Source organism: Pseudonocardia sp. N23, assembly GCF_002583555.1.
In the GTDB taxonomy this organism is placed as follows: domain Bacteria; phylum Actinomycetota; class Actinomycetes; order Mycobacteriales; family Pseudonocardiaceae; genus Pseudonocardia.
This window is the reverse complement of record NZ_BEGX01000004.1, coordinates 250,340-276,376: the sequence shown is the minus strand read 5'-3', so window position 1 is coordinate 276,376 and position 26,037 is coordinate 250,340. Positions and strand designations below refer to the sequence as shown.

The following is a 26,037-nucleotide window of genomic DNA, read 5'->3' as shown; positions in this document are numbered from 1 at the left end:
GTATTACTTAACACCGGATCGGTGTGATGCGTCAACACCCGCCGGCCGGAGCCGGGCCTTGGAGTGGTCTAGGAGGACTGCTGGAGCGGAGCACCCACGGGCCGCCACTCGGCGGCGGGGTCGGCCGCCGCCGGCGCGCTGGTCACAACGTGCCACAGCCCCCTCGCGGGCTCGTCGCCCTCGTTCAGGTACAGGTGCGGCACCGTGGAGTCGAAGCTGATCGACGAGCCCGGCTCCAGGTGGAGGGTGTCGAAGCCGAGACGCACGGTCAGGCGCCCGGACAACAGGAAGGCGTACTCATGGCCCTGGTGTCGCATCAGACCGCCGTTGACCGAGGAGCTGCTGTCCGGCGGGTAGGTCACGAGCAGGGCGGCGACCATCGGGTCGGAGTCGTGGGTCAGCCGCTCCCATGTGACCCCACTCTCCATCACGAGTACGGCGCGACGGTCGGGGGTGACCAGGGGGGACGGCGTCACGGGGGCCCGCGGGCCGCGCTCGGCGCCGGGACCGGCCAGGAGCTGGTCGAGCGAGATCTCGAGCTCGGAGACCAGTGAGTACAAGGTGGCGACCGACGGTTCGGAGTGCCCGTTCTCGATCTGGGACAGCATGCTGGGCGAGATGCCGACGCGACGACTCAGCTCACGGACGCTCAGCTGCGCGTCCGTGCGGGCGGTACGCAGGCGGGTTCGTGCTTCGGGTTCCACGGGCGGACGCCTTCCTCGAGTCGGCCTGCACGAGCATGGCAGAGTGATGATCAGTGCTACTGCAGAGCCTATCGCCCGGTGTACAGTAATACTAAACGTCAGGAGGCGAGTGTGAGTGACGGTGGCATGCCGGGTCTCCGCGGAGGCGACCATATCGGGATCACGGTGCCCGACCTCGAGGCCGCGACCCGGTTCTTCGTCGACGTACTGGGCGCCGAGCAGTTCTACGACCTCGGTCCCATCGAGTCCGAGGGTGACTGGATGCGAACCCACCTCGGCGTCGCGCGCGATGCCAGGGTCGATCGCCTTCGCTTCCTGCGGCTGGGCTTCGGCCTCAACATCGAGCTCTTCGAGTACACCGCTGCCGACCAGGTCCGGACCCAGCCCCGCAACAGCGACGTCGGCGGGTTCCACCTCGCCCTCTACGTCGACGACTTCGACGCGGCGCTCGCCCATCTCCGGGCCCGGCGCGTGCAGGTCATGGGCGAGCCGACCGTGCGCACGTCCGGCCCCAGTGCCGGCCAGAGCTGGGTCTACTTCCTCGCCCCGTGGGGTCTCCAACTGGAGCTGGTCAGCTATCCCGGCGGGAAGGCTTACGAGCGGTACACATCCGGCCGGCTGTGGGACCCGAGGAACCCTGCCTGCTGAGCGATGGACCCGCGAGCAGCGCGGCCTACGAGGCCTGCTCCACGAACGTCACCGTCACCCGGGTGCCGGTCCGGGGAGTCCCGGGGACCTCGACCCTCAGGTCTTCACGCACCCGAAGAATGCAGCGGTGGCAGTCGACGTGTCCGAGGTAGAGCCCGGGTGCGGGGCGGGCGAACTCAGCTGCCACGGACAGCCGGCCGTCCTCGTCCACGAGCGCCGGGAGGCTGAGCGGGGCGCCGAGCAGATCGGCTGCGGCCTCGACCCGCCCTTCGAGGACGAGCCGGCGGATGCGTGTCGACGAGATCGGCTCCCCGGCCGGGCCGCAGGTGACGGTCGGGACGACCCGGGTGCGCAGCGTCGGATAGCGACCGAACGTCGAGGTGGTGCCGGCGCCGTGCGCGCCGAACCGGAAGCCCTCGCCGACGCTGACGAACCCGGCGTCGAGCCCGTCGAGGATGACGTCCTCGACGAAGTCGTCGGCCGATACGCGCGACCAGGCCACGTCGAACGGGACGATGACCGCGCGCCGGATTCCCAATGCCGCGAGCTTCCGGAGTTTCAGCCGGCCATCACTCAGCAGGCTCGGTGCGTTTCCCGGCTTCAGCACATGGATCGGATGGGGATCGAACGTGAGCACGGTGTCGCACTCGCGAAGGACCTGCCGATGCCCCAGGTGCACCCCGTCGAAAGTGCCGATCGCGACCCTGGCGGATCGAATTCCGCCGGTTCGGTGCCGGCGGTCTCGCGGTCGCGGATCCGGGCCGGGTAGCGCCAGGCGCAGTACCTCGATCACGAATCCCTCCTTCACTCCTGGCCGGGGTCACCACGACCAGTCTGCACCGCGATCGTTAGCGCTCCGAAAACGTGTGAATGGGTGCACGGACTGTTCTGTGAAACCGCCGTTAGTCGCGGTTGCAACGACGTCGGTGCCCGGTCCAGTGTCCGGGGAGCATCTTATTCCCAACGGGAGGAGCAGACCGTGAGCGCAGGTTGGAATCTGGACGGCCGGACGGCATTCGTGACCGGCGGCAGCCGGGGGATCGGCTTCGCCATCGCGCAGGCGTTGCTGCAGCGGGGGGCGAAGGTCGTTATCGCGGCGCGCGACGACGCGGCGCTCAAGGACGCGGCCGAGCGACTCGGCGCCGAGTCCGGCGCGGACGCCGTGCTTCCCGTCGTCGCCGACGTCTCCGAGGCGGAGTCGGTCAACGGTGCCCTGGCCCGGGCGCACGCCTGGCAGGGTGGTCTCGACGTCGTCGTGAACAACGCCGGTCCGGGGCTCACGCCGAAGCCCCTCTCCGAGGTCGAGGAGCAGGTCCTGGCCTCGGTCTTCGACACGAAGCTGATCGGTTTCCTCCGCGTCACCCAGGCCGCGCTGCCGTTCCTGAGTCGGGACGGGAAGGGCGCCATCGTCAACGTCTGCGGCGTGACGGCCCACGCGCTGATCCCCAACGCGTCGGTGACGGGCATCGTGAACGCGGGTGTGGTGGCGCTCACGAGCTACCTGGCGACCGAGGCGGCCCCCAGCAACATCCGGGTCAACGCGATCTCTCCGGGGATGACGACGACCGAGGGCTGGCTCACGAAGAGCGCGGCCATCGGTGGGCAGCAGGGCAAGACCGCGGAGGAGGTGCGGGCCGGGATGGTGCAGTCGCTGGGTATCCGGCTGGGGCGCTGGGCCGAGCCGGCCGAGATCGGTGCCGCTGCGGCGTTCCTGGCGTCCGACGATGCGTCGTACGTGACCGGCCAGGTCCTCTGCGTCGACGGGGGGATGTCCAAGCCCGTCGCGTGATCGTGGTTGCGGGCGTCATCCGGGGCCGCGTCCGGCTCGAGTGCCACCCGTGCCGCGCCGTGGAGACGGCGGACGAGAGAGTAGGAGAGTGGCGATGCTGATCGGAACAGTGCGCGAGGCCCGCCCCGGCGAGACGCGGGTCGCGATGGCGATGGACGCCGTGCCGCGCATCTCACGGGCGCAGTCGTTGGACGTGCTGTCCTCGATCGCGAGCATCGCCGGCTACCCTGCCGTGGTGGAGGCGGCGCACGCGTTCGCCGGTTCTTCGCCGGTCAGGTGACGGCGGCGGGCAAGGTCCCGCCCGCGAAGGTGCTGGTGGTGGGGGCAGGTGTGGCGGGGCTGGCCGCGATCGGCGCGGCGGGGTCGCTGGGGGCGATCGTGCGGGCCACGGATCCGCGGTCCGAGGTGGGCGACCAGGTGCGTTGTCCAATACGGCCGCCTGCCTCCGAGGGGTCAGAATGGAGCGCGCCGTCAGGTCGACGACCGCTGCCGGCCGGAGCCTCGCGGCGGCGCCCGACCCCATTGCGCGCACGCTAGGGACGGCCCGTGTCGCGGGTCAACCGCGGTTTCGCCGGCATTAGCCGTTCTGTCGGACAACCTGCCTGGTCAGCAGGGCCGCGCGTGACCGCGGTCGCATCCGGGAATGGTGCGAACCGCCCAGATCGGGACCGTTCGTGGCGGGTTGAAATGTGGCGTTAGTCCGTCTTCCGCGCGGATTTCGGGACGGTCAGGATGTCTGTGATCGCCGCCATTTCGGGCGGCGGCGGCGTGGTCCCGCCGTCCGAGCACGCTCGAGTCCCCGTTCGGCGAGCCCGGGCGCCGATCGGCGTCATGGTCCAGGAGGGGGTTCCGTGAGTCGGACGCGCATGGATGTCGCCGAGTTGATCGATCGGGCACCGGTGTCGCTGGTGATCGCCTTCCTCGTCGCGATCGTCGGCGTCATCGGGATCACCGCGTCGACCACGCTGGTGCCGCTGTTGCTCGTCTCGGTCGTGCTTGCCGGCGTCGGAGTCGTCGGCGGTCAGACCGGGATCAGCGTGCTCGCGTCGGCGATGTACCCCACGAGGACCCGGGCCGCAGGTGTCGGCTGGGCGTACGGGGTCGGCCGGCTCGGTTCGATCGTCGGACCCGGGGTCAGCGGCCTCCTCCTCGCCGCGGGTCTGGGTCCGACGGCGATCGTGGCGCTGGCAGCGGCTCCGACGGCGCTCGCCACCTGCGGCATCGGCGTCCTGGCCCGATACGGGAACCGGCCGGATCCCGACTCCGACGGGCTCCCGGCCACCGGCGATCCCTCTGCGGTCGATCCCGCGGTGATCCGCGAGACCGGCTGACGCGCGCGCGTCACAGCGGCGCATCGGAAGCGCGTCCTGCCTGTGCAGCGTGACGCAGCACAGGCAGGACGCGGGACTCGGCGGGTGGCGTCGACGGCCATCGCTCCGGATCACGAGATCCTCGATCCTCCGGTGCACCCACCCGAGGGGCGGAGTCCTGCTCTAGGCCCAGGCCGTGTGCGCGATGTCGGACACGAGCTGCAGCTTCTGCCGCTGCTCCTCGGCGTTGATGTTGTTCCCCGGACCCGCGGACGAGAAGCCGCACTGGGTCGAGATGGCGAGCTGCTCCCGAGGGAAGTAGTTGCTCGCCTCCTCGATCCGGCTCAGGAGGAGGTCGGACGACTCACGAGCGGCGACCTTCGTCGACACCAGGCCCAGGACCGCGACCTTGTCGTCGGGAAGGTCCTTGAGCGGCTCGAACGACCCGGAGCGCGAGTCGTCGTACTCGAGCATGAAGACGTCGTAGTTCGAGGCCCGCTTGAACACCTGCTTCGAGATGCTCTCGTAGCCACCCGCGCTGATCCAGTTGCTCGCGTGGTTGCCCTTGCAGAGGTGGAGGCCGAATGTGACTCCGGGGACGGTGGCCAGGTTGTTGAGCATGTCGACGCCCTCGGTGAGGACCCGTTCCACGGAGATTCCGGCCGCCTCCCACATCTGGCGCTGTTCCTCGTCGACGAGCTGTGCGATGTCGGGCGCGTCGACCTGAACGTACTCACAGCCGAGTCGTGCCAGCTCGAGAACCTCGTCCTTGAGCAGTTCCATGCCGTCGGCGAACATGTCGAACGGATCGTTGTAAGCCGCCGTGGAGTGGGTGGGCGACCAGAGCAGCACCAGCAGCAGCGGGCTCGGGATCGTGACCTTGACCTGGCGACGTGCCCTCGCGCGGGAATAGGAGAACTCTTCGACTGTCACCATCCGCCGGCGCTTCAGCTTACCGGTGACCGACATCGGGATGTTGAAGTTGCTCGTCGTCGCCCCGGAATCATCGTGGAACGGCACCGGCATGTGATCGCTCTCGGCGTCGAGGGTGACACCTTCCACCGCGCCGACGATGTGATCGACGAACGACAGCCGCCTGACCTCGCCGTCGGTGACGACGTCCAGCCCCACGCCCTCCTGCATGGCGATGACCTCGTCCACGACGCGGTCTTCGATCCGCTTGAACTCGGCGGCGGAAATCGTGCCCTGCTCGAGGTTCTCGCGGGCCCGGAGTAGGTGTGCCGGACGCAACAGCGATCCGACCACGTCAGATCGATTGATCTCCATTGATCAAATTCCTCTCGTGAAAGGGGTCACGGCGAACCCTCAGCAGGCGTGGCCGTGGATCCGGTCGGTCGCGCCGGCTCCGGATCTTCTGGTTCCGTTCCGACTGCGGTCGACAGACCCTGCCCGCGGGAAGGACATGTCGCATCGCGTGAACGCGTGATATCGCGGGAGCCCGGCGGTCCGACTCGCGGACGCCGGGCGACCGGCTCTAGGCGACGTCACCGGTTCGGAACTGGTACAGCGGGACGTCCGTCACGAGCAGGGTCGGCAGCTTCCCGAGGACGTACATGTCGCCCTCGATGTGGAGGAGGCCGCGGCGGCGGAGAAGATGTTCGTCAAGGATGCCCTTGGCGAAGAGGACGAGGTCGGCCGCACCGATCGTGACCCGGCCGCTCGGGGTGCCGGGAGCGGGGCCGTCGACGATGCGGAGCTCACCCTGGTCGATGTCCAGATGGATGACGGACTCCTGCCCGTCGTCGTCGGTGAGGACGAACTCCATCGTGCCCGAGAAACCCTTCCAGGCCTCGGGGTCCTGGTCGAACCGACGCTTCGCCGCGGCGAAGCAGTCGTCGGGCGTGAGAAGAGTCGTGGTGCCGATCATTGGTGCTCCTGCCTCGGATGTTCCTGTCAGCTCTTGTTGACGGCGTCGAGGTGCGATCCCCAGGGACGCTCGATCTGGCCGAGCTCGACCTGGGCCTTCTGCGGGTCCACGCCCGCGAGCTTGAGGGCCAGCATCTTCTCCCGCTGACGGTCGTAGCGGTCGAACAGCTGGGTCCGTGTGACGAACCACGGGGCCGAGTTGAACCGCTCGTAGATGTGTGAGCGGGCGCTCGTCTCGGTCGCGGTCATGTCCCAGACGAGCCGGAAGATCCGGCTCCGCTCCTCGGCCGTGAACCCGACGCCCTCGTGGACGCGGTTCAGCCACGGGCTGATCTCCTCGTTGGCGTAGTCCGCCGGTGTCGGCTGCATCAGCAGACCGCTGCCGCACAGGTCCTGCAGCAGTTCGTGCATGTGCTGCCAGTTCTGTGCCGCATAGGTTCGGCCCGCGGTGATCTGCAGGCTGTTGGGCCGGTAGGTGCCCGTCCAGCTGCTCGGGACGGCGAGGGTCTCGGCCGCTGTCAGGAACGCCCGGATCGTCTCGAGGAACCGGATCAGCTCGGCGAGGTGGTCCTTGACCGCCGGGATCTGGCCGGTCCCGAGCGAGTCGACCACGTTGGACGCCGCGCCGAGGATGTACTCCGCCCGCACCCCCTGTCGGATCAGGACGTCCCAGTGCAGGAACTGCGAGAGGCGGTGGAAGAGCCGGACCGTCGCAGCCGGGGGAATCCCCTGGGCGATGACGTTCTCCCAGGGGATGAACGAGTCGTCGAACACGAGCATCGAGTCGAGCTCGTCACCCCGGCCGGCGAGCGGGTTGTTCTCCCGATCATGCTTCGAATGCGAAGGGCGGCACACGATCTTCATGCCGGGGTGGTTCGCCGGAACCGCGAAGTACATGATCTGGTCCGGGCTCAGGCCGGGCCGCGGGAACGTCCCGACCAGAATGGTATTGGCGTAGGCGCCCTGGGTGGCGATCGACTTGACGCCGCGGACGACGATCCCCTTGCCGTTCTTCTCGACCACCCGGATGAGATCCGTCTGCGCCGCGGGTTTGCGCCGGTCGTACTGGGGATCGATCCACCCCTGGACGAACGCGGTGTCCTCGGAGGAGCAACGTCGCCAGATCTCGTCGAAGGCGTCGAGCCGGTCCTGGTCGCCGTTGGCGAAGTCGTGACGGAGCTCGTGCATGCCGAGCAGCGAGATCGCGCCGTGTTCGGGGCTACGGGTGATCGTGGTGCCGGTCTCGCGGGCCAGGATCTCGGTGACCTGTCGCCGCTGGATCAGCTCGTCGAGCGACTTCGGGATCATCCACCCGCTGCCCTGGACCTCACCGTCGTCGGTCGTGATCGTGAGGATGTGCCTCAGGTCGGGCCGGTGCTGCAGATCGAACACCGAGGCCATCGTTTCGGCTATCGCCCGGGTCTCCGGATGGGCCGTGACGTCCTTGACCAGATCTCCGTCCAGGAACACCTTCCGATCGTCACGGATGCTGTCGAGGTATTCGACACCAGTTCTGACTGCCATTCTTCCTGCCGTTTCTTGAGTGGGCACCGTTTTCGGTCGCCGGCCCGCGTCGCGGCATGCGTGTACTGTGCGCCGGCGGCACGTGCGGCCTGGGATGTCAGCCGGTCCGGGTCTTTCCGCCCGGTATCGGATGGCGGTGAATGTGACTCAGGCAACCATCGGCCGGTGCACCGGTCAACGAAATCTAACCTCGTTCTAACAAGGTCCGTCCGGCGCGATCCACGCCCCTCCGAGAATGGACGCGGAGATCGAGTTCGTGCCCGATCGGCCCGTGCCTGCCGACGGCGATCTCCGGATTCGTACGTGCCGTTCGCTCAGCGGCGCAGGTTGGCGACGAGGCGCTGGACCTCCGCCTTCGGTGGCACACCGAGCTCGCGCATCGTGGCGGTGTACCGGCGGAAGATGGTGAGGACGTCGTCGTCGCTCCCGGCTGCGTGAGCCACCGAGATCGCCAGCTGCCACGCGCGCTCGCGGTAGGGGTGCTCCCGCAGCACCTCCTGGAGCAGGGAGCGGGCGAGCGCGTACCGGCTGGAGTGGTAGGCGATCCGGGCGGCGTCGATGCGCGCACTCGCGACGCGGTCGGCCAACCGCGCCCGGCGTGCGGTGACCCATTCGGTCGAGATCGTCGACAGGTAGGGTCCGCGCGCGGGGTGCTCGAGTGCGGACTCCAGGGTGTTGAGGCGTTCGAGGTCGGGTTGACGTGCCGCGAGTCCCAGCAGGTCCAGCATCGTTCGCGCCGTGCCGACGACGGCGTCGCCCACGGGGATGAAGAACAGCTCGCCGTCCTGGATCGGTGCAAGCTCCGCGGGGAGGGCGGCCCTCAGCTTGAACAGCGCCTGTCGCAGGTAGCTGCGGCTCGCGGCGTCGTTGCGCCCCTCGAACACCGCGTCGAGGATCTGACGACGGGTCGCGGAGTTCTGGGGTGAGCCGAGCAGGAAGCTCATCAGCTCGATGCTCTTGGTGAGACCGGGCTGGAGTACCACCCCGTCGACGCTCAGCGACGGCTCGCCGAACTCCTCGAGGATCACCCGAGGTCGCCGGGCCGGGACCCGCAACACCTCCGTTGTCGCCAGCGACGACACGATCTCCCACCAGGGCGACATGTGGGCGGGCGAGGCGTCGGCCGCCCGGGTCGCGACGTCCGGTACGTCCGTGAGTGCGGCGAGGAGCACGTGCTGTAGGCCGTGGGCGGTCGACACCTCCAGCGCGAGCCTGGCGGCCTCGTCGGACAGGGCTTCCTCCCCGACCCGCCAGTGCGCCTCGGCCAGGTAGACGGCCGCCGTCGCGAGTTCGAGCATCCGGTCGCCGGCCTGCATGCTCGCCACGCACCTCAGCAGGGTGTGCTGGGCCTCGACGTTGCGGTCGCGCATCAACAGGCACAGCCCCCGCCACACCTGCGCCGTCTCGCGGGCGAAGGCGTACGTCGCCGGCCCGGCCGTCTCGGCGGCGTCGAGTGCCCGCTCGGCCTTCTCGACGTCGTGGTGGAGCCGGAGCCAGAGCTTGGCCTCCATGATCGGACTCCACGTCCGGTACACACATGACCCCGATTCGGCGATCAGCTGCCGGCCCTTGCGCAGCGACTCCCACGCCTCGTCACCGCGGCCGAGATCGAGCATGAGGTCGACGGCGTCGAACGCGTGCAGCCGCAGCGGCTGGTCGGACGCCCTCCGCTGCTCGTACATCGACATCGCGGCGTCGATCATGCCGGTGGCACGCAGACCCGCCAGCACCCACGGCGCGCCGATCACGTCCCGCCACGGGTCGCCCGACTCGGGTTCGCCGAGACCTGACTGCCGTCCACGCAGGTGCCGGCACCGGACGAGGATGCCGTCGAGGGGGCCCGACGGCGTCGCGGTGAGCTCGGGGAGGTCCGGTGCCTCCTCCTTGGCCAGACCGATCACCGCCAGCGCGATGCTCCTGGCCCGGCCGGGCGGCAGGTGCGACGCCAGGTCCTCCGCGTCCTCGATGCGTCCGAGGTGGAAGAGGCACCACGAGGCGAGAACGAGAGACTCCTCGAAGTCGGGCGATGTCGGGTCGAGAAGCCACTGGTAGCCGAACCGGTCGAACATCTCGGCCGCTCGATGGAAACTCTCCAGCGCGAAGACGACCCGCAGCACCACTGCCCCGACCTGGGGTGTCGGACAACGCGACGACAACCGGAGCCGATCGAGCCAGCGAGCCGCCGTCACGAAGTCCCTCCGCGCGACTACCTCGGGAAGCAGCTTCGCCGCCCGGTCCCACGCGTTGTCGATGTCGCCGATCTCCAGGAGCGTGTCGACGGCCTCCTCGTGCTCCCCCTGGTCGAGCAGGAAGGTCGCGTGCCGGCGGCGCAGCATCGCGTGGAGGTCGGGGTCGTCCCGGCTCATGACGTCAAGCAGGAACTCGCGGAACACCCCGTGCGGTGTCATCCGGGTGCCGTCCGGGGACCAGGTCACCGGGAGGTGCACGGCCCGCAGCCGGCGCATCGTTCTCCAGGCGTTCTTCTCGCCCAGCGCGATGGCCCCCGACACCGTCACCTCGTCGAGGATGCTGGTGTGGAGCAGGAAGTTCCGCCTGGTCTGGTCCAGCACGTCGAGGACGCTGCTGGTCAGGAAGTCGTGGAGGCCGGTCGTCGGCGGGTCGTCGCCGCCGGTCCAGGGCCCGAGCAGCACCCCCGTGACCCAGCCGTTCGTCGCGGCGAGCGCCTCTCGCACGTCGACGGCCGTACGGCCCGCCAGGCACAGAGCCGCGGTGGCCTCGTCGACGTCGAAGGCCAGGTCCTCGTCGCCGAGGCGCGCGATCCGTGACCGGGGGACGGCCTGGGCCTTCAGGGCGACGTCGATTCCTGAGACGAGGACGAGGTCGACGCCGTCGGGCAGGTACCGGGCGAAGGCCGTGAGCACCGTCTCCGCGTCCGCGTCCCCGGACACCTGCTCGACGTTGTCGCACACGACCACCAGCCGGCTGCCCTCCAGGCTCTCGGCCAGCAGACCGGCGGCCTCGGCGATGTGCAGCCCGCGGCTGAGCGCATCCCGGGTGACACTGGTCGCGGCGGCGGCGTGCTGACCGACCGCGGCCTCGAGGTAGACCAGGAGCCGCGCCGCAGGCGTCTCGCTGCCGTCGAGCGAGAGCCAGGCGATCGGTCGGTCGAGCCCGTCGAGGGCATCGGCCACCGCGGTCGTCTTGCCGGATCCCGGGGACGCGCAGACCGTCACGATCCGTCGCCCGTCCAGGAGCACGCGCAGTGTCCGGTCGACCCGCGGGCGGCGCAGTCGTCGTGCGCAGCGCTCCGGTGCCAGGATCTTGCTCCGGATGATCACGTCGTTCGCGGGCGCTGTCGACGCACTCATGGCTGCACCGCCCCTCGGACACCCTTGCTGAGCAGCGCCGACACAGTTCCGTCGTACCCGCAGCGGTGGCGTCTGCTCGGTCGCCGATGCGCCTTCGCAGCGCGGCCGTCCCAGAGTTCATGACCGGGGTCGCTACGTCAACGGACACTCTCGGGTCACTAACGGCCCGGTGGTCACCCGGGTCGGTCGCCGTCGACGTCCCGGGCGTGCAGCAGGGTCATCCGGGTCAGCTCGACGCGCGTGTTGATGCCGAGCTTGGTGAAGACGTGGCGGATGTGAGTACCCACGGTATGCACCGAGACGTGGAGCTGCTCGGCGATGGCCCGGTTGGTGCGACCTTCGGCGACGAGCCCGGCGACGCGCAGTTCCGACACCGTCAGGCTGTCCCAGCCCGAGGTGGCGCGGTCCGCGCCCCTGGGCGGGTGTGGCACGGACGTCCGGCCCACCGACCGTGCCGCCGCCACGGCGGAGACGATGACGCGCTGGTCGTGTGCGACGCGTCCGGCCTCGTCGAGGAGATCCCGGACCCGTCGGCAGGTGCTGTCGGGAACGATCAGGCTCGGCCACACCCCGGGTGGCAAGGACATCACCCGGGCGAGATTGGCGTGGTGGTCGAGCCACCGGTGGGCTTCGTCGGCCTCGCCAGGTGCCAGTCGCACCAGCGCCGCAGCCGTCCAGATGTCGTACGCGCGGGGGCGGCGGGGGAGCGTCGCACCGCCGAGGAGGCGTCGTGCCTGCGCCGCCCGCCCGCGGTCGGTCTCGACGATCGCCAGGACCGAGCGGGTCAGCTGTACGGGCCGCACGAGGTCGAGACGGTCCGCGGCGTCCAGCGCGGTCTCCGCCTCGGCGGCTGCATCGTCGAGCTCGCCGGCCATCCACCGCTCGACCGCCCGGGTCGTGTGCCAGTAGGGCGCTGACCATCCCAGGCCGCGCCGCTCGTAGTCGCGCTGCCCGTGCAGGAGCAGCTCCGAGGCCTCCTCGACGCGGTCGGAGGACAGCAGCACCGTCGCGAGCCAGAGCTCCGGGATCCGGGGCGCGTGCAGTGGCCGGGTCGCCGAGACCTCGACGCCCGACGCGGCCTGCTCGGCCAACCGCAGCGCCGCCGTGACCTGCGCCTGGCTGAACGCCAGCTGCGAGGCGAACAGGTCCGCGCTGACCCGGGTGGCCGGGTCCGGGCTGCTGCGCGCGGCGCTCAGGATGGGACGTGACACCTCGATCGCGGCCTCGATCTCGCCCAGGTTGACGTGCCCGGCGGACCGGATCTTGAGGAGGGCGAGCTCGACGTGGGCGTCGATCGTCGGGAGGGCCAGCGCGCGCGTCACATGGTCCATCGCCTCGTTGTCGTCGCCGGCGGCCTGGTGCAGCTGAGCGGACACGAGACGCATCCGGGCCTCCTCACGGTTGCTCAGGCCACTGACGGCCAGGTTGTTGAGGATCGAGAGTGCCTCCCCGACCCGGCTCGTCCGGCCGAGGTGCGCCGCGGCGGTGATGACGAACTCGACGTGGTGGGAGTCCGGCGATGCGAACAGCTCGCTGACGCGGAGGGCGAGCTCGGCGGCGTCCTCCGGGGAGACGGTCGCCAACCGCCCGATCGCGCCGCGGACGACCCCGAGATCACCCTCGGTCAGGCGTCCGGTCGACCGGGCCAGGTGCCAGACGGCCTCGGCCTCCCCGCCCGGCCACGCCATCCTCTGCCGGGCGACGTCGTGGTGGAGTGCACGCCGCACCGAGGGAGGAAGGGCGTCGTAGAGGGTGTCGCGGAACCGGGCGTCGGCGAACCGCAGGGTCGCTCCGCCGTCGAGGAGGACTCCCGCCGCGAGAGCTCCGTCGATCTCGCCGAGAAGGCTGCCCACCGGGCGTCCGAGCACTCCGGCCGCGACGCCCACATCGAACTCGAGGCCGATCACGGCACCCACCTGCAACAACGGGACCGGGACCGTCGCCGTGTCCCGGTTGCCCGGCGCCGCCGCCGGGATCGACGCTACGCCGAGGGCCCGCAGCGCGGCCACGACGCGGTCCGCGCGCGAGGGCCCCGGAACCACCCCCACCGTCCACAGGATCGGAAGGTGACCGAGCAGGCCCGGCAACGTCTTGAGCGCGATCAGCGTCGCAGGGTCGCTCCAGCCCGCGTCCTCGACGACGACGACGACCGGCGCGTCCTGGGCCATCGCGTCGAGCACCTCGGCGATGCGGCTGACGATCGCGCCACCGTCGCCGACGTCCCCGGACCCGGACCCGGACCCGGACCCGGACCCGGACCCGGCGAGCGTCTCCAGGAGGCGCGACCGCGACGACAGCTGGTCGCTCTCGGCGGCCGGGACCGTGACGACGACGTGCCCCGCCGCCCGTGCGGCCTCCCGTAGCTGCGCGAACACCTCCGAGGTACGGGTCCCCGGGTCCAGCTCGACCAGGAGCGCTGCCGACCCACCCCCGTGGAGGTCGCTCAGCAGCGCCGCGATCTGTGGGCCGGCTGGGGGCATGGAACCAGCATGCTGCTCCGGGCCCATCTGTGCACGCGACCGCCGTCGCCATTCACCCGGGTGAAACGGCGCCATCCGATCATCCCTCACCCCGGCCCCACCGACACTTCCGGCACCCACAGCCGACCGGCAAAGGAACTCCCATGCGAACTGGCAAGCAGTACCTGGAAGCGCTCGACGACGGCCGCCGCGTCTGGGTGGGCGACGAGCTCATCGACAACGTCGCGACGCACCCCAAGACCCGTGCCTTCGCCCAGCTGACCGCCGACTTCTACGACCTGCACCACCGCCCGGACCTCGAGGACGTGATGACCTTCGTCGACGAGGACGGAACCCGGCGCTCGATGATGTGGTTCAAGAACATCGACAAGGAGACGCTGCGGCGCAAGCGGCACTACCACGAGACCGTCATCCGCCTGCTCGGCGCGGGCTCGGCGCCGCGGTCACCCGACGTGAACAACTCGGTACTGCGCACCTACGTCGACGACCCGGCACCGTGGAGCGAGCAGTCGATCGGCACCGACGGACGCGACCTCACCGTCGGGATCATGGAGTTCTTCGAGGAGGCCAAGGCCGGCGACCTCAACGCGGCGATCGCCTTCGTCGATCCTCAGACCGACCGGTCCCGCGAGTCCGCGCAGGCCGAGTCGCCCGCCCTGCGCGTGGTGTCCCGCTCCGACGAGGGCATCGTCGTGACCGGGGTCAAGGCGATCGCGACCGGTGCGGTCTTCTGCGACGTCCTCAACGTCGGCGTCTTCTTCAGGCCCGGCATCACCGAGGAGCAGATCATCTTCGCCGCGGTGCCCGCGAACGCCCCGGGCGTCACGATGGTCTCGCGGGAGAGCAACGTGCGGGACGGCGAGACGATCGAGCACCCCATGTCGTCGCAGGGCGACGAGCTCGACACCACCGTCATCTTCGAGAACGTCTTCATCCCGTGGAACCGGGTCTTCCACCTCGGCAACCCGGCGCACGCGTCGTACTACCCGCAGCGCGTGTTCGACTGGGTCCACTACCAGGGTCTCGTCCGGGAGATGGTCCGCGCCGAGCTGATGCTGGGCCTGGCCCTGCTGATCACCGAGCACACCGGTGTGGGCCAGCTCCCGCCGGTCACCGCCCGGCTGGCCCAGTTCGCGGGGTTCCACCAGACACTCAAGGCCCACGTCATCGGCTGCGAGGACGAGGGCTTCCTCACCCCGGGCGGGACCTACAAGCCCAACGTGCTGATGTTCGACTTCGGTCGCGCGTACTACCTCGAGAACATCGCCAGGCTGAGCGCCGAGCTGGTGGACCTCGCCGGGCGGGCGGCGCTCGTGTTCCCGACCGAGGGCCAGTGGCAGGAGCCCGCGCTGCGGCCGTGGCTCGAGGCCCTCCACACCGGCCCGGTGGGCCGGCCCTACGACCGGCTCAGGATCAGCCGCGTCATCCGTGACCTGTTCCAGTCGGACTGGGGGGACCGCATGGCGACGTTCGAGAACTTCAACGGCACGCCCCTGCTGACGATCCGGACCTTCACCATGCGGCGGGCGGAGCTGTCGGCCGCCGGCCCGATCGCGGACCTCGCGCGGCAGATCTGCGGCATCGAGACGACCCGCGACGACGGCGGCACCGAGTACCTCACCCAGGCCGCCTACGCCCGCCGCCAGGACAGCGCCGCCGCGGTCTGACGTCAGCGCTCGACCATGCTCCACGATCGGGCCGCCGCGGCCGCGGCGGCCCGATCGTGCACACCGAGCTTGCGGAAGATCGACCTGACCTGGCTCTTGACCGTGTTGTGCGAGACGTAGAGCTCGTCGGCGATCTCCCTCAGGGTCAGGGGGCCGCACAGGGCGCGCAGGACGCGTCGTTCGCGCCCGGACAGGTCGCTCCCGCCCGGCCGGCGGGGCTCGGCGGGGGGCGCGATCGGCCGCAGTAGTTCCGCGGCGCGGGCGCGGGTCCGCTGTTCCAGTGGATGCGGGAAGTCGCTGAGCAGCTGCAATGCATCGTTCGCGGCGCCCGTCGCGGCGAGTGTCGTCCCGCCCGACCGGTGCACGGTGGCGAGCGCGAGATGGGCGTGGGCCACGACCCACCGGCACAGCGGCGAGAGCCGGTCGGCGGCGGCGATCGCCTCGTCGGCGCACGGCATCGCGTCGCCACCGCCGAGAGCGGCGGCGAGCGCGAGACCGGACAGTGCGTGGACCAGGGCGAGCTGGTCGCCGGCGATCCGGGACGCCACCTCCGCGCGCCGGAAATGCGCCGTCGCCGCGGTGTGGTCCCCCGCCCACAGCCGGGAGAGCCCGTCGGCGACCTCCGAGATCGCGGCCCACAGCCCCGTGAGGGGGTAGCCGACCGTGTCGTGGGGGGTTGTCCCGCTCGTCACCGCTGCGGCGAGCCGGCGCGAGACCGCGACCGCCACCCCGACCGGAAGACCCGGCTCCATCTCGACGTCCTCGTGCACCTCGGCGACATCGGCCCACCGCTGCCAGGCGCGGTGGTCGCCGGCGGCGAGGTTGACCATCGCCATGACGACGCACAGCTGCGGGTCCCTCGCGACGAGCTCCGGAGGCAGGTGCCCGAGCGCGTCGCGGACCACCTCCGGGTGGCCCGACAGCACCGGGTGCTGCCAGTGGGCGAGCAGGGTGTCGCATGCCGTTGCCACCTCGCCCAGCTCGACGTACAGCCGGGTCGACAGGTCCAGCTGTCCCTCCTCGACGAGCCAGTCCGCATACCGTCGGCGGACGTCGACGTAGGACTCCCATCGTTCGGTCGCGAACTCGTCGCGCAGGTGGCGGGCGAGCACCGGATGCAGCGCGAAGACCGGGCCCTCGGACACCGTCGCGAACTGGGTGACTTCTGCGAACTGCGCGAGCAGCTGCCCTGCGGCCGGGTTCCCGGTCAGCCGGATGGCCAGTGCCGGGCAGACCGCGCCGGCGACCGACACGGCGTGCAGCAGCTGCCGGACCTCGGTGGTGACCCGCCTGGTCACCTCGGCACGGAGGAAGTCCCGGATCGCCTCGTCGGCGCCCGCGGGCCCCAGTGCAGCCAGGAGGCCGACACCCATGGCCCAGCCGTCGAGCTCGGGGACGTCCGCGCCCAGCAGCGACGCCACGTCGGCCGGGCGGAGCCGCAGCTCCGGCGCCGTGATGGTCGTCGCGGCCCCGCACGCGCGGCTGCGGACGAGCCAGCTCGGGTTGCGGTGGCGGGTCGTGACGAGCAGCCGGAGCGGCGGCGGGCGGTGTTCGACCAGCTCACGCAACAGGAGCTCGGCGTCCGGATCGGTCACGGAGTCCACGCCGTCGAGGACCAGCCGGCACGGCCGGTCCGCGGTGAAGGGCCCGGCATCGACCGTGCGGCCGACCAGTACGGCCCCGGCGCTCGGTTCGGTGGCGTCGACCAGGTCCGCCGCCCCGCCGAGCACCGCCAGGATTCCCGACAGGAGCGATTCGGCCGTGTTGTGGTGTCGCGAGATCCTCAGGATCCGGACATCGCTCTCGGCGCGCGCCCACTCCTCGACGAGGGCCGTCTTCCCCGCCCCGGCGGGCCCGCTGACGACGACGGTGTCGGTGTCCGCCCGCAGCCGCTCGAGCAGGCGCTGCCGGGCCCGGCCGGCCACACGCCGCGGTGCCGGAACGGACCCCGGGCCAGGCGCCATGTCTCAGACGATCCGGCCGAACTCGCCGCGGAAGTGCACGAGTGGGCGTCCGGCGCTGTTGTGCTCGAAACGCCGGGCGGTGCCGACGAAGATCGTGTGGTCGCCACCGGGGAGCTCGGTGGCGACCTCGCAGACGACGGTCGCGATGGCCGCCCGCAGCATCGGGACGCCGTGCTCCTCGACGTAGTCGACCCCGGCGAAGCGGTCACCCTTCGACGCGAACTGGCGCGCGAGATCCTGCGAGCCCTCGCCCAGGATGTTGACCCCGAAGAGGCCGTGCCCGGCGATCGCCTTCCTGGTGAAGAGCTGGTTTCCGACGCAGACCAGCAGCTGGAGCGGGTCGAGGGAGAGCGCCGTGACCGAGCTTGCGGTCATGCCGACCGGCGTGTCCCCGGTACGGGTCGTGATCACCGAGACACCCGAGGGCAGGTGGGACATCGTGGCCCGGAAGGCCACGGCCTGGTCGACGACGGTGGGAGCGGTCACGGCAACCTCCGGCAGGTGGGCGGGACCGGCGGGCGGTCCTGCCACCCGGATCCGCTGGTTCTGGTACCGACAGCGGGAAACCTTGCCCGGGTTGACGTCCACGTCACATCGCGTGAACGCGCGATATCGGGAGGCCGACGGGCGTCCTACGGTGGAGGCACCTCTCGGAGCCCGGCAGCCGGGGTCGCCGGGCCCCTCGGGTATCGGCGCGCGGCACCCGGCACTCCCATCGCGGGCTCCGCCGCGGGTACGACGTCGACGCAGTTCAGCGAGGTGACGGTGGACCGGTCAGGGAAGGCCACGACGGGCCTCGCGCAGCGCCCGTCGATCATCCGGCGCAAGCTCGAGATCCCGCTGCCCGGTGCCGCGACCGTCCACCGGCCACGTGTCTCCGACCGCCTCCGGTGTCTCCTGGCGAGTCACCGGATCGTCACGGTGTGTGCCTCTGCGGGCGCCGGAAAGACGACCGCCGTCGCGGGCGTGGTCAGGTCCCTGGACCGCCCTGCGGCCTGGGTCTCGCTCGACGGGACCGAACAGCCCGCCCGCCTGCTCGTCTACCTCGAGGAGTCGGCGGCGCTGTCCGTGCCGGCCGCACGCCGTGCCGCGAGCGATGCGCTGTGCGCCGGCCTTCACCCCGGCGAGGCGGCCGGTCTGCTGGCGGAGAGCCTGGAGGGCAGCGGGCTCGTGATCGTCTGTGACGACGTCGAGCGGGGTCTCGCCGCGGACGAGGCCTCGGCGACGGTCCTCGACGCGTTCGCCCGGTACCTGCCGGACGGGACCACCCTCGTGCTCGTGTCCAGCACTGACGTCCGTTTGCCGTCGCAGTCGGCGGCCGCGCCGACGACCGGAACGCTCGGGGAGGCGGACCTCGCCTTCACCGTCGACGAGGCGGCGGAGGCGCTGCGCCGGATCGACCGCCCGGGCGTCGACGCACGCGAGGCCGTCGCTCGCACCGGAGGCTGGGTCACCGGCGTCCTGTTCGGATGGTGGGGCGGGGACGCGACGCCGCCCGCGTCCGGCCTGCACGAGTATCTCGCCACCAACGTGATCGGCCCACTCGATCCCGTCGAGCGGGCCTTCCTGCTGCACACGAGCCTGCTCGACGAAGTGACGGTCCCGGGCGCGCGGGCGTTGGGACATGCCGGCGCCCCGCGCATCATGGCGCGGCTGCGCTCCATCCACCTGCCGGTGTCCTGGTCGCGCGACGGCACCCGGATGACCCCGCACGGTCAGTTCCGTGACTTCCTCCAGGGCCGGCTGTGTACCGAGGAGCCGGAGACCCACGAGCTCCTGCAGCGGCGGCACGCGGACTTCCTCCTGGACCAGGGGGCCCACGAGGAGGCGGTCGACGCCCTGCTGCGGATCGGCGACATCGACAGAGCCTGGGACCGGGTGGCGACGATCCTCCCGGACCTGGTCGCCAGGATGGACTTCGCGCCGGCCGCGCGGTGGCTGGACCAGCTGGGGGCGTCGAGCCGATGTCCCAGCCCCCAGGTGGGTGCCGTTGTCCTGCGGGTCGCGTTCGCCCTGGAGCATTTCGACCCTGCCGCGGAGATGCTCGAGCGGTTCGGCGACCGCTGGCTGCCCGGCCCCGGGGTGGCCGGGCACGAGGAGGCGACGGTCCTCGCGGCGTGGTGTCTCTGGCATCTGGGGCGCGTCGCGGACGCGGTGGAGCTGGTGTCCCGTCTCCCCGACGGTCGTCCGCGGACGATCGCGATGGTGCTCATGGGCCTGGCGACCGGCGAGGACCCGGAGCTGCCCGCCGTGTCGGGCGCACCGCCGGGGCCGCTCGACGGAATCCTCGTCAGGTGCGCCTACCTGCGTGGACGGGTCGCTGGACTCGACGTGCCCGCGGCAGCCGACCCGTGGCACGCCGTGCTGGGCGCACCATGGGTGGTGGCCGGGCTTCGGGCGACCGGGCGGATCGACGAGGCCATGTCGATGTACGAGCTGCGGCGGGCGTCGGATCAGCCCCTGTGGCTGCACGCCTTCGATGCCGTGGAACTGATGCTTGACGTCGGACGTGGTTCCGACGCCTGGGAGTCGCTGCGGTCCGGGCGCACTCTCGCGGTCGCGTCGGGATCGCGGATATACCCGGTCCTGAGCCAGCTGATGGAGGCCAAGCTCTGGCTGCGGCTCCACCACGACCCCGGGCAGGCCGAGCGGGCGCTCGATGCGGCTGAGGCGGCGGGCATGCGCAACTACGCCTTCGCCCACGAGGTCGGCCAGATGTGGCGGGGGCTGTCGCTGTTGCTGCGCAACCGCAATGCCGAAGCGCAGCGAGTCCTCGAGAAGGCCACCGAGAGCATGCGGATCGGTGACAGGCGGCTCGAGCTCGCCACGGCGTCGGCCTATCTGGCGGAGGCGCACTGGCGGATGGGGGACGAGAGCGGCTCGGACGCCGCGGCCCACCGGGCTCTGGAGGTCTCGTCCGCGCAGGGGGTGCAGCACCTGCTGCTGGCAGCTCTCACCGACGTACCGGAGGTGGCGACCCGTTCGGCGGACGCCTCACCGACCAGGATGTCACGCTGGCACGAGATCACAGAGCTGTTGTCATCACAGGAGGCCATCCGGGTCCGGGCCCGGCCACCGCGGATGGTGCTGGAGGAGTTCGGTCCACCGAGCGTCACGGTGGACGGTGAGGTCGTGCCGTTGACCCTCACGAAGAGTCTCGAGCTCTTGTGCTTCCTCGTCGGTCGCCCCGAGCAGCGGGCTACCCGGCAGCAGATCCTCGACGCCGTGTTCGACGGGAGGAACGATGCCTCGAGCCGCAGCTACCTGCGCCAGGCGCTGTTCCGGCTCAGGGCGGTGCTTCCCGCGGATCTCGCGCCCCAACAGGACGGGGCGGTGTACTCACTTCCGGCATCCGGCGGAGTCGTGGGCACGGCGCGTTCGGCACTGGACCTCTTCGCACTCGCCGCCCGCCAGCCCGACGAGGAGCGGCTCTCCACGCTGCAGGACGGAATCGGCTGCACGACGCCGGGTCCGTACCTGATGACACTGACGAACGAGTGGGTCACGTCGCGGCGGGTGGACATCGGCGAACGGATCGCGAACGCCCGTGTCGACGCCGCCCGGATAGCGTTCCGTCTCAGCCGGCACGCCCTCGCCCGCCGCCTGCTCGACGAGGTCCTCCGCGACCACCCGCATCGGGAGCAGGCGTGGCAGCTGGCCATCTCCGTGGCGCATGCCACCGGCAGCGACGACGCCGTCCTCACGACGTTCCGCCGCTACGGCACGGCCATGCGCGAGTTCGGTGTCGGCCCTTCCGCCGAGGTCCGCCGCCTGGTGGCCAGGCTTCGACGGTAGGTGCCGGGGTACGGCGTCGCACCCCGGTAATGCATCTCCGGCCGCGGCGGGACCTTTTGCCGTAATGGCATCGGCACAGTCCTGATTCACTGATCGGCTGCATTGTCGAGCGGGCGGCGTTAAGGCGGTGTTAACCGCACTTGACCACGGCCTGGCGTAGGTGGTGTCGTCGCATCGTGCTCGGTCGTCCGCATTTCGGCGCGCCTAGGTTGACATGCCGGCGGACCGGACGATGCAGCTCGTGCATTTCGCAGTGAGAGGAATTCTAATGAGTAATGAGCACATGCAGGCCAGGCCGGATGAGCGGCACTCCGGTGCCCAGGTGGTCGTCTTCCTCTGCTTCACCGAGCCGGCGGAGGGGATCTCGTCCGAGGCGGACCTGAGGCCGCACCTCGACGCCCACAAGGCCTGGCTCGCCGAGATCGAGGAGTCGTCCGAACTTCTGTTCGCGGGGCCGATGCTCGACGACGAGTACCGGTTCTCGGGCTCCGGGCTGTTCGTCCTCAGGGCGACGTCCGTCGCCGAGGCGAAGGAGATCGCCGACCGCGACCCCTTCCACGCGAGGGGACTGCGGACGTACAAGATCGTTCCGTGGCAGCTCAACGAGGGTCGGCTCGAGGTCCGTCTATCGCTGTCGGGCGGGCGGTTCCGGATCGTGTGAGGCCGCGGAGAGCCGGTGCCGCCGGCCGGGGGCGGCGGCACCGGAGCGTCGGCCCAGCCGTCACCACGTCTGGGGCTAACGGTCGTGGGGCTGGTGGGAGTCCGCCGACTCGAACATCGCGGTGAAGGAGAGCAGGGCGTCGTCGAGCGCATCCTGGTAGGAGAGGTCGCAGTAGCGGTAGAACGACCTGCGGCCCGCGGCCAGTGCTGCGCCTGCCCCTGATGCGGCGACCGCCAGTTCACGTGCCTCTCGACCGAGCTCCGACGCGTCGACGATGCGGTTGATCGCCCCGAACCGCAGTGCCTCGTCCGCCGTGAACGGAACCCCGGTGATGATGTTCTGCAGCGCATGCCGAGGCAGGAGCCGCTGGAGGGGTGGTACCTGGGCGATCATCGGCCAGATACCGACGCTCGCCTCGAACGTTCCGAGCCGGGCCTGCGGGGTCGCCACCACGAGGTCGCACGCGCACACGATCGAGAAGCCCGAGGCGAGCGCGTCGCCGTTCACCGCCGCCACGGTGGCCGTACCGACCTCCGGGATCAGCTTCAGGAGCGTCACGAGTGCGGTCGCGAACTCGACCGGGTTGCCGTCGTTCTGCATCTGCGCGACGTCGAGGCCGCCGCAGAACACGTCGGCCGTCCCGGTCAGCACGACGGCACGGATGTCCGGGTCGTCGTCCGCCCGCGATATCGCATCATGCAGGTCGGCCATCACGGCCGGATCCAGGAGGTTCCGATCGGCGTTCGCCAGCGTGATCGTGGCGATCTGGCCCTCGCGGTCGGTACGCACGGCCTGTACGGCCGCCGGCTCCCACAGTGACATCGGTCCCTCACATCCTCATCATGCTGTTCGCGAACTCGAGCGTGCCCTCGTGGCTCCCGAGGCATCCGAAAGAGCTCTGGAAGAAGAGCAGCGGCCGGCGTGCGGCGTTCCGCCGGCACGACACCACGCGACCGATGAAGATGGAATGGTCGCCACCCGGGTATCGCTCCACGACGTCGCAGGCGAACCAGGCCATTGCGTCGGAGAGTATGGGGACGCCGTGTTCGGAGTGCGTCTCCAGATCGGCGAACTTGTCCGCGGACGGGCGGGCGAAATGCATCGCCAGGTTCTCCTGGTTCTCGTCCAGGACGTTGACCGCGAAGCGTCCGGAACCGGTCAGGGCTGCGTGCATCGGCAGGTGGCCGCTCACGCACACGAGCAGTTGCGGGGCGGGACTGAGGGAGAGCGAGGTGACCGCATTCGCCGTCATCCCGCAGCGTTTCCCGTCCTCGTCCACGGTGGTGATCACCGTGACGCCGGTGGCGAGATCGGAGATGACGCGGCGGTATGAGGATCCGTCCAGCTGATCCGGTGTCGGCATCGCCGATTCTCCCTTTGCCGCGAAGATGACCTGGATATGGGTTGAGCGTGGATTCTGGGACGGACCGGTGGGTCGGTGCGAAAAGCGCCCTATTTCACGGAACCACCACCTCGACCCGTCGTCAATGAGGGTTAACGCGGCTCTAACGAGATGCGCGACGTCACGGTCAGCGTTGTCCTCCGCCGCAGCCGGCCGGTCCGGAATCGATGTTCGGCACCTGGGATCCACCGGCACCGGGTGCCGGTGCGTGACCTCGACGCCGAACGTGGAGGTATTGCGATGAGCAGGGACGTCGGCGCCGATCCCGAGCGTCCTCTCACGCGCCCTGGAGACGGTCCGGCCCGAGCAGGGGCTCGCACGACGGCGAGCCCCTGCTCGGTTACATCCAGCGCGGTGACGTCGGTGTACACGCTGACCCGGTGCGCGGCGTCGATCATGCGACCACGACGGTGGCCATCATCCCGGCGTCCTCGTGGTCGAGGATGTGGCAGTGGTAGACGCTGCGCCCGGGCAGGGTGGTGAACGGGATCCGCAGCCGGACCCAACCGCGGGGTGGGATGAGTACGACGTCCTGCGGGGTGCCGGTGGTGGCGCGGCCGTCGCTGGCGGCGAGCACGGTGAACGGCCATACGTGCATGTGGAAGGGGTGGGCCAGGGGGCTGGTGTTGGTGACGGTCCATTCCTCGGTGCTGCCGAAGGCGACGGTCTGGTCGTCGCGGGCCGGGTCGAAGGTGCGTCCGTCGATCGACACCGTCATTCCTCCGCCGCCCATGCCGCCGCCCATGCCCATCCGGAAGTCGGTCTGTCGGGTCCGGGTGACGGGTGCGACGGTCGGGGCCTCGGACGGGAGGACGGCCGGTAGTGCCACAGCGGGGCGGGAAGCACCGGAGACGACCAGAGTGGCGAGCATCGTGGTTCCGGAGCTGCCGGAGCTGCCGGAGCTGCCGCCCATCATGGAACCGCGGTCGTACGGGCCGGCGACCAGTGCGAATCGTCCGGTGTCGGTGGGCTGCACAAGGATGTCCGCGCGGTTGCCCGGAGCCATGACGAGCGTGTCTCGGCGTGTCGGCCGGTTGAGGAAGGAACCGTCCTGAGCCACCTGGTCGATCTGCCGGCCTTCGAGGCGCAGCGCGAGGACTCGGGACGTGCAGGCGTTGACGATCCGCCAGCGCTCGGTGCTGCCCGGTGCGGCGGTGAGGGTGGGCTGGTGCTGTCCGTTGACCAGCAGCAGTCGGCCCTCCCGGCCCATCGTCCGGTCGGTGGCGCTCGCCGGGACGACGGCTCCGGCGTCGTCGAGGGTGATGTCGGTGATCAGCAGTATCCGGTCGGTGCTCGCCGGGACGTCGGGGCCGCGGTCGACGATCAGTGCGCCGACGAGACCGCCGTAGAGCTGGTCGGCGACCATGCCGTGATGGTGGGGGTGGTACCAGTGGGTGCCGGGCGGGTGGTCGGCGGGAATCCGGTAGAGGTAGTCGAACGATGCCCCGGGATCGATGCGCACGAAGGGGTTGTCGCTGTTGCCCTGAGGGGAGACCCGCAGGCCGTGGGTGTGCAGGTTGGTCGGCTGCTGGAGTCGGTTGGTGAGCCGTACGGCGAGTTCGTCACCGGGGTGTACGCGCAGGGTCGGGCCGGGGGAGCCGCCGTTGAAGCCCAGTGCGGAGGTGTGTCTGCCGGCCAGCCGGACACCGGCTGCCGCCGTGAGCTCGACCGAGAGCCGGTCGTCGCGGCTGTCGAGTACGGGGGGCTGGAGCAGCTCCGCGCCGCTTGCGCCAGGCTGGAAGGTCCCGGTCCCGGTGTTGGCGGTGGCGATCCACCCGGTGGTGCCGCCGACCAGCGCGACCGCGCCCAGGCCTCCCAGGGTCAGGGCACGACGGCGGCTGATCGGGGCCGGTGTCACAGGAGGTCGACTCGGCGGCGGTAGTCGTCGGCGTCGATCTCTCCGCGTGCGAGGCGCTCGTCGAGGATCCGGCGGGCCGATGGACGTCCGGGCTCCCGGCTCTGGGCCATCCGGTAGGCCACGTAGCCCAGCAGTGCGAGCCCGATGACGGCTAGGGTCGGCCAGATCCAGAACCAGCTCGCCGCGGTTGTGGCCATCATGGTGGTGCGCTCCTTGTCCGTCTGTCGGGGTCGAGGATCGTCCACTCCCGTGAGGAGGACGAGGGGCGGTGGCCCTCCTTCCGGGTCAGACGTCCGTGATCCTCAGCTGGTGGTCAGGGAGTCGAGTGCGGCGCGTAGCCGCGCGGAGGCGTCCTCGGCGACGGCGGCGAGCTGGGCCGGTTGCGGGCCACCGTCACCGGCCATGGCGAGCAGCTCGGCGGGGTCGACGGCCTGGACGAGGGTGTGGCCGCCGGTCTGGCGGACGGTGACGTTGCAGGGCAGGAGCAGGCCGATCTCGGGGTCGGTGGACAGGGCCTGGTGGGCGAGGGCGGGGTTGCAGGCGCCGAGGATGGTGTAGTCCTCGACGTCCTCGCCGAGCTTGGTCTTGAGCGTGGCGCGGACGTCGATGGTGGTGAGGACGCCGAAGCCCTGGGTGGCCAGCGCCGCGGTGACGGCGTCGACGGCCTCGGCCTGGGAGAGGTCGAGGGTGATGGTGTGTGCGGACATGGTGGTCTCCTCAATGCGGTGAGGGGGGGTCAGGCGAGGGAGAGGAACAGCTTCTCCATCTGGGCGCGGTCGAGCTCACCCTCCTCGCCCGCTGCGATGCACTGGACGAGGCCGGAGGCGATGACGGCGAACCCGGCCTTGTCGAGAGCTCGTGAGACGGCGGCGAGCTGGGTGACCACGTCCTTGCAGTCGCGGCCCTCCTGCAGCATGCGGATGACGCCGCCGAGCTGTCCCTCGGCCCGGCGGAGCCGGTTGACCACGCCGCCGACGACATCGTCCTCGATCTTCATTCCGACTCCTTCGGTGATACCC

21 protein-coding genes and 1 pseudogene are annotated in these 26,037 nt (G+C 70.5%); 7 read left to right on the top strand and 15 right to left on the bottom strand.

Annotated elements, in window-relative coordinates:
- Positions 1-68: 68 nt before the first annotated feature.
- The gene (locus tag TOK_RS03115; protein ID WP_216361828.1) at positions 69-704 is read right to left on the bottom strand and encodes a cupin domain-containing protein; all 636 of its coding nucleotides are present in this window, start codon (positions 702-704) and stop codon (positions 69-71) included.
- 126 nt (positions 705-830) lie between these two features.
- Between TOK_RS03115 and TOK_RS03110 the strand changes: the two genes are divergently transcribed.
- Positions 831-1,352, top strand: coding sequence for a VOC family protein (locus TOK_RS03110; RefSeq protein ID WP_098956227.1), 522 nt, complete (start codon positions 831-833; stop codon positions 1,350-1,352).
- 25 nt (positions 1,353-1,377) lie between these two features.
- On the opposite strand, the gene TOK_RS03105 is transcribed toward TOK_RS03110, so the two are convergent.
- Positions 1,378-2,145: an FAD synthetase family protein gene (locus tag TOK_RS03105; protein WP_256387950.1), complete on the bottom strand. Its 768-nt coding sequence runs from the start codon at positions 2,143-2,145 to the stop codon at positions 1,378-1,380.
- Between the two features lie 186 nt (positions 2,146-2,331).
- Here TOK_RS03105 and TOK_RS03100 point away from each other — a divergent pair, with 186 nt between their 5' ends.
- The 3 genes and pseudogenes from TOK_RS03100 to TOK_RS03090 all read left to right on the top strand — a co-directional run bounded on the left by TOK_RS03100 (position 2,332) and on the right by TOK_RS03090 (position 4,472).
- Positions 2,332-3,141: an SDR family NAD(P)-dependent oxidoreductase gene (locus TOK_RS03100; RefSeq protein WP_098956225.1), complete on the top strand. Its 810-nt coding sequence runs from the start codon at positions 2,332-2,334 to the stop codon at positions 3,139-3,141.
- 142 nt (positions 3,142-3,283) lie between these two features.
- Positions 3,284-3,561 (top strand): annotated as a pseudogene (locus tag TOK_RS03095) (NAD(P)(+) transhydrogenase (Re/Si-specific) subunit alpha); the annotation flags it as partial.
- A gap of 431 nt (positions 3,562-3,992) precedes the next feature.
- Positions 3,993-4,472 carry an MFS transporter gene (locus TOK_RS03090; RefSeq protein WP_141566245.1) on the top strand — a complete coding sequence of 160 codons (480 nt, stop codon included), beginning with the start codon at positions 3,993-3,995 and terminating at the stop codon, positions 4,470-4,472.
- A gap of 162 nt (positions 4,473-4,634) precedes the next feature.
- Here TOK_RS03090 and TOK_RS03085 read toward each other — a convergent pair whose 3' ends face one another.
- The 5 genes from TOK_RS03085 to TOK_RS03065 form a co-directional block, all read right to left on the bottom strand.
- Entirely contained in the window at positions 4,635-5,717 is a 1,083-nt protein-coding gene (locus TOK_RS03085; protein WP_172457374.1) for a cobalamin-independent methionine synthase II family protein, read from the bottom strand.
- Positions 5,718-5,946: 229 nt separating this feature from the next.
- On the bottom strand, positions 5,947-6,339 hold the full coding sequence (locus TOK_RS03080; RefSeq protein ID WP_098956222.1) for an SCP2 sterol-binding domain-containing protein: 393 nt from the start codon (positions 6,337-6,339) through the stop codon (positions 5,947-5,949).
- Positions 6,340-6,365: 26 nt separating this feature from the next.
- Positions 6,366-7,862: a 4-hydroxyphenylacetate 3-hydroxylase N-terminal domain-containing protein gene (locus TOK_RS03075; RefSeq protein WP_098956221.1), complete on the bottom strand. Its 1,497-nt coding sequence runs from the start codon at positions 7,860-7,862 to the stop codon at positions 6,366-6,368.
- 314 nt (positions 7,863-8,176) lie between these two features.
- Complete coding sequence (locus TOK_RS03070; protein ID WP_098956220.1) at positions 8,177-11,191, bottom strand: BTAD domain-containing putative transcriptional regulator; 3,015 nt, start codon at positions 11,189-11,191, stop codon at positions 8,177-8,179.
- 173 nt (positions 11,192-11,364) lie between these two features.
- The gene (locus TOK_RS03065; RefSeq protein ID WP_098956219.1) at positions 11,365-13,671 is read right to left on the bottom strand and encodes a helix-turn-helix transcriptional regulator; all 2,307 of its coding nucleotides are present in this window, start codon (positions 13,669-13,671) and stop codon (positions 11,365-11,367) included.
- 143 nt (positions 13,672-13,814) lie between these two features.
- On the opposite strand from TOK_RS03065, the gene TOK_RS03060 reads away from it, so the two are divergent.
- Complete coding sequence (locus TOK_RS03060; RefSeq protein ID WP_098956218.1) at positions 13,815-15,338, top strand: 4-hydroxyphenylacetate 3-hydroxylase N-terminal domain-containing protein; 1,524 nt, start codon at positions 13,815-13,817, stop codon at positions 15,336-15,338.
- A 2-nt stretch (positions 15,339-15,340) separates the two neighbouring features.
- On the opposite strand, the gene TOK_RS03055 is transcribed toward TOK_RS03060, so the two are convergent.
- Positions 15,341-17,302: a LuxR C-terminal-related transcriptional regulator gene (locus TOK_RS03055; protein ID WP_098956217.1), complete on the bottom strand. Its 1,962-nt coding sequence runs from the start codon at positions 17,300-17,302 to the stop codon at positions 15,341-15,343.
- A gap of 3 nt (positions 17,303-17,305) precedes the next feature.
- Positions 17,306-17,788: a flavin reductase family protein gene (locus tag TOK_RS03050; protein ID WP_253258144.1), complete on the bottom strand. Its 483-nt coding sequence runs from the start codon at positions 17,786-17,788 to the stop codon at positions 17,306-17,308.
- Positions 17,789-18,067: 279 nt separating this feature from the next.
- Between TOK_RS03050 and TOK_RS03045 the strand changes: the two genes are divergently transcribed.
- The gene (locus TOK_RS03045; RefSeq protein ID WP_098956275.1) at positions 18,068-21,097 is read left to right on the top strand and encodes a BTAD domain-containing putative transcriptional regulator; all 3,030 of its coding nucleotides are present in this window, start codon (positions 18,068-18,070) and stop codon (positions 21,095-21,097) included.
- A 268-nt stretch (positions 21,098-21,365) separates the two neighbouring features.
- On the top strand, positions 21,366-21,758 hold the full coding sequence (locus TOK_RS03040; RefSeq protein ID WP_098956274.1) for a YciI family protein: 393 nt from the start codon (positions 21,366-21,368) through the stop codon (positions 21,756-21,758).
- Positions 21,759-21,833: 75 nt separating this feature from the next.
- On the opposite strand, the gene TOK_RS03035 is transcribed toward TOK_RS03040, so the two are convergent.
- From TOK_RS03035 to TOK_RS03010, 6 genes are all read right to left on the bottom strand, one after another.
- Positions 21,834-22,580: an enoyl-CoA hydratase/isomerase family protein gene (locus TOK_RS03035; RefSeq protein WP_098956216.1), complete on the bottom strand. Its 747-nt coding sequence runs from the start codon at positions 22,578-22,580 to the stop codon at positions 21,834-21,836.
- A gap of 7 nt (positions 22,581-22,587) precedes the next feature.
- On the bottom strand, positions 22,588-23,121 hold the full coding sequence (locus TOK_RS03030) for a flavin reductase family protein (protein WP_098956215.1): 534 nt from the start codon (positions 23,119-23,121) through the stop codon (positions 22,588-22,590).
- Positions 23,122-23,554: 433 nt separating this feature from the next.
- Positions 23,555-25,018 (bottom strand): multicopper oxidase family protein, encoded by a 1,464-nt coding sequence (locus tag TOK_RS03025; protein WP_098956214.1) that lies wholly within the window; start codon positions 25,016-25,018, stop codon positions 23,555-23,557.
- Positions 25,015-25,218, bottom strand: coding sequence for a hypothetical protein (locus TOK_RS03020; protein ID WP_098956213.1), 204 nt, complete (start codon positions 25,216-25,218; stop codon positions 25,015-25,017). Before TOK_RS03020 ends, TOK_RS03025 begins: the two co-directional genes overlap by 4 nt.
- A gap of 102 nt (positions 25,219-25,320) precedes the next feature.
- Positions 25,321-25,725 (bottom strand): DUF302 domain-containing protein, encoded by a 405-nt coding sequence (locus TOK_RS03015; RefSeq protein WP_098956212.1) that lies wholly within the window; start codon positions 25,723-25,725, stop codon positions 25,321-25,323.
- Positions 25,726-25,754: 29 nt separating this feature from the next.
- Positions 25,755-26,015 (bottom strand): metal-sensitive transcriptional regulator, encoded by a 261-nt coding sequence (locus TOK_RS03010; RefSeq protein WP_098956211.1) that lies wholly within the window; start codon positions 26,013-26,015, stop codon positions 25,755-25,757.
- Positions 26,016-26,037 lie beyond the last annotated feature (22 nt).

Excerpts from the sequence above, each read along its gene's own strand:
- TOK_RS03060 (WP_098956218.1), top strand. The coding sequence starts at position 13,815 with ATGCGAACTGGCAAGCAGTACCTGGAAGCGCTCGACGACGGCCGCCGC.
- TOK_RS03070 (WP_098956220.1), bottom strand. The coding sequence starts at position 11,191 with ATGAGTGCGTCGACAGCGCCCGCGAACGACGTGATCATCCGGAGCAAG.
- TOK_RS03065 (WP_098956219.1), bottom strand. The coding sequence starts at position 13,671 with ATGCCCCCAGCCGGCCCACAGATCGCGGCGCTGCTGAGCGACCTCCAC.
- TOK_RS03055 (WP_098956217.1), bottom strand. The coding sequence starts at position 17,302 with ATGGCGCCTGGCCCGGGGTCCGTTCCGGCACCGCGGCGTGTGGCCGGC.
- TOK_RS03040 (WP_098956274.1), top strand. The coding sequence starts at position 21,366 with ATGAGTAATGAGCACATGCAGGCCAGGCCGGATGAGCGGCACTCCGGT.
- TOK_RS03015 (WP_098956212.1), bottom strand. The coding sequence starts at position 25,725 with ATGTCCGCACACACCATCACCCTCGACCTCTCCCAGGCCGAGGCCGTC.
- TOK_RS03030 (WP_098956215.1), bottom strand. The coding sequence starts at position 23,121 with ATGCCGACACCGGATCAGCTGGACGGATCCTCATACCGCCGCGTCATC.
- TOK_RS03035 (WP_098956216.1), bottom strand. The coding sequence starts at position 22,580 with ATGTCACTGTGGGAGCCGGCGGCCGTACAGGCCGTGCGTACCGACCGC.
- TOK_RS03020 (WP_098956213.1), bottom strand. The coding sequence starts at position 25,218 with ATGATGGCCACAACCGCGGCGAGCTGGTTCTGGATCTGGCCGACCCTA.
- TOK_RS03010 (WP_098956211.1), bottom strand. The coding sequence starts at position 26,015 with ATGAAGATCGAGGACGATGTCGTCGGCGGCGTGGTCAACCGGCTCCGC.
- TOK_RS03075 (WP_098956221.1), bottom strand. The coding sequence starts at position 7,862 with ATGGCAGTCAGAACTGGTGTCGAATACCTCGACAGCATCCGTGACGAT.
- TOK_RS03110 (WP_098956227.1), top strand. The coding sequence starts at position 831 with ATGCCGGGTCTCCGCGGAGGCGACCATATCGGGATCACGGTGCCCGAC.
- TOK_RS03080 (WP_098956222.1), bottom strand. The coding sequence starts at position 6,339 with ATGATCGGCACCACGACTCTTCTCACGCCCGACGACTGCTTCGCCGCG.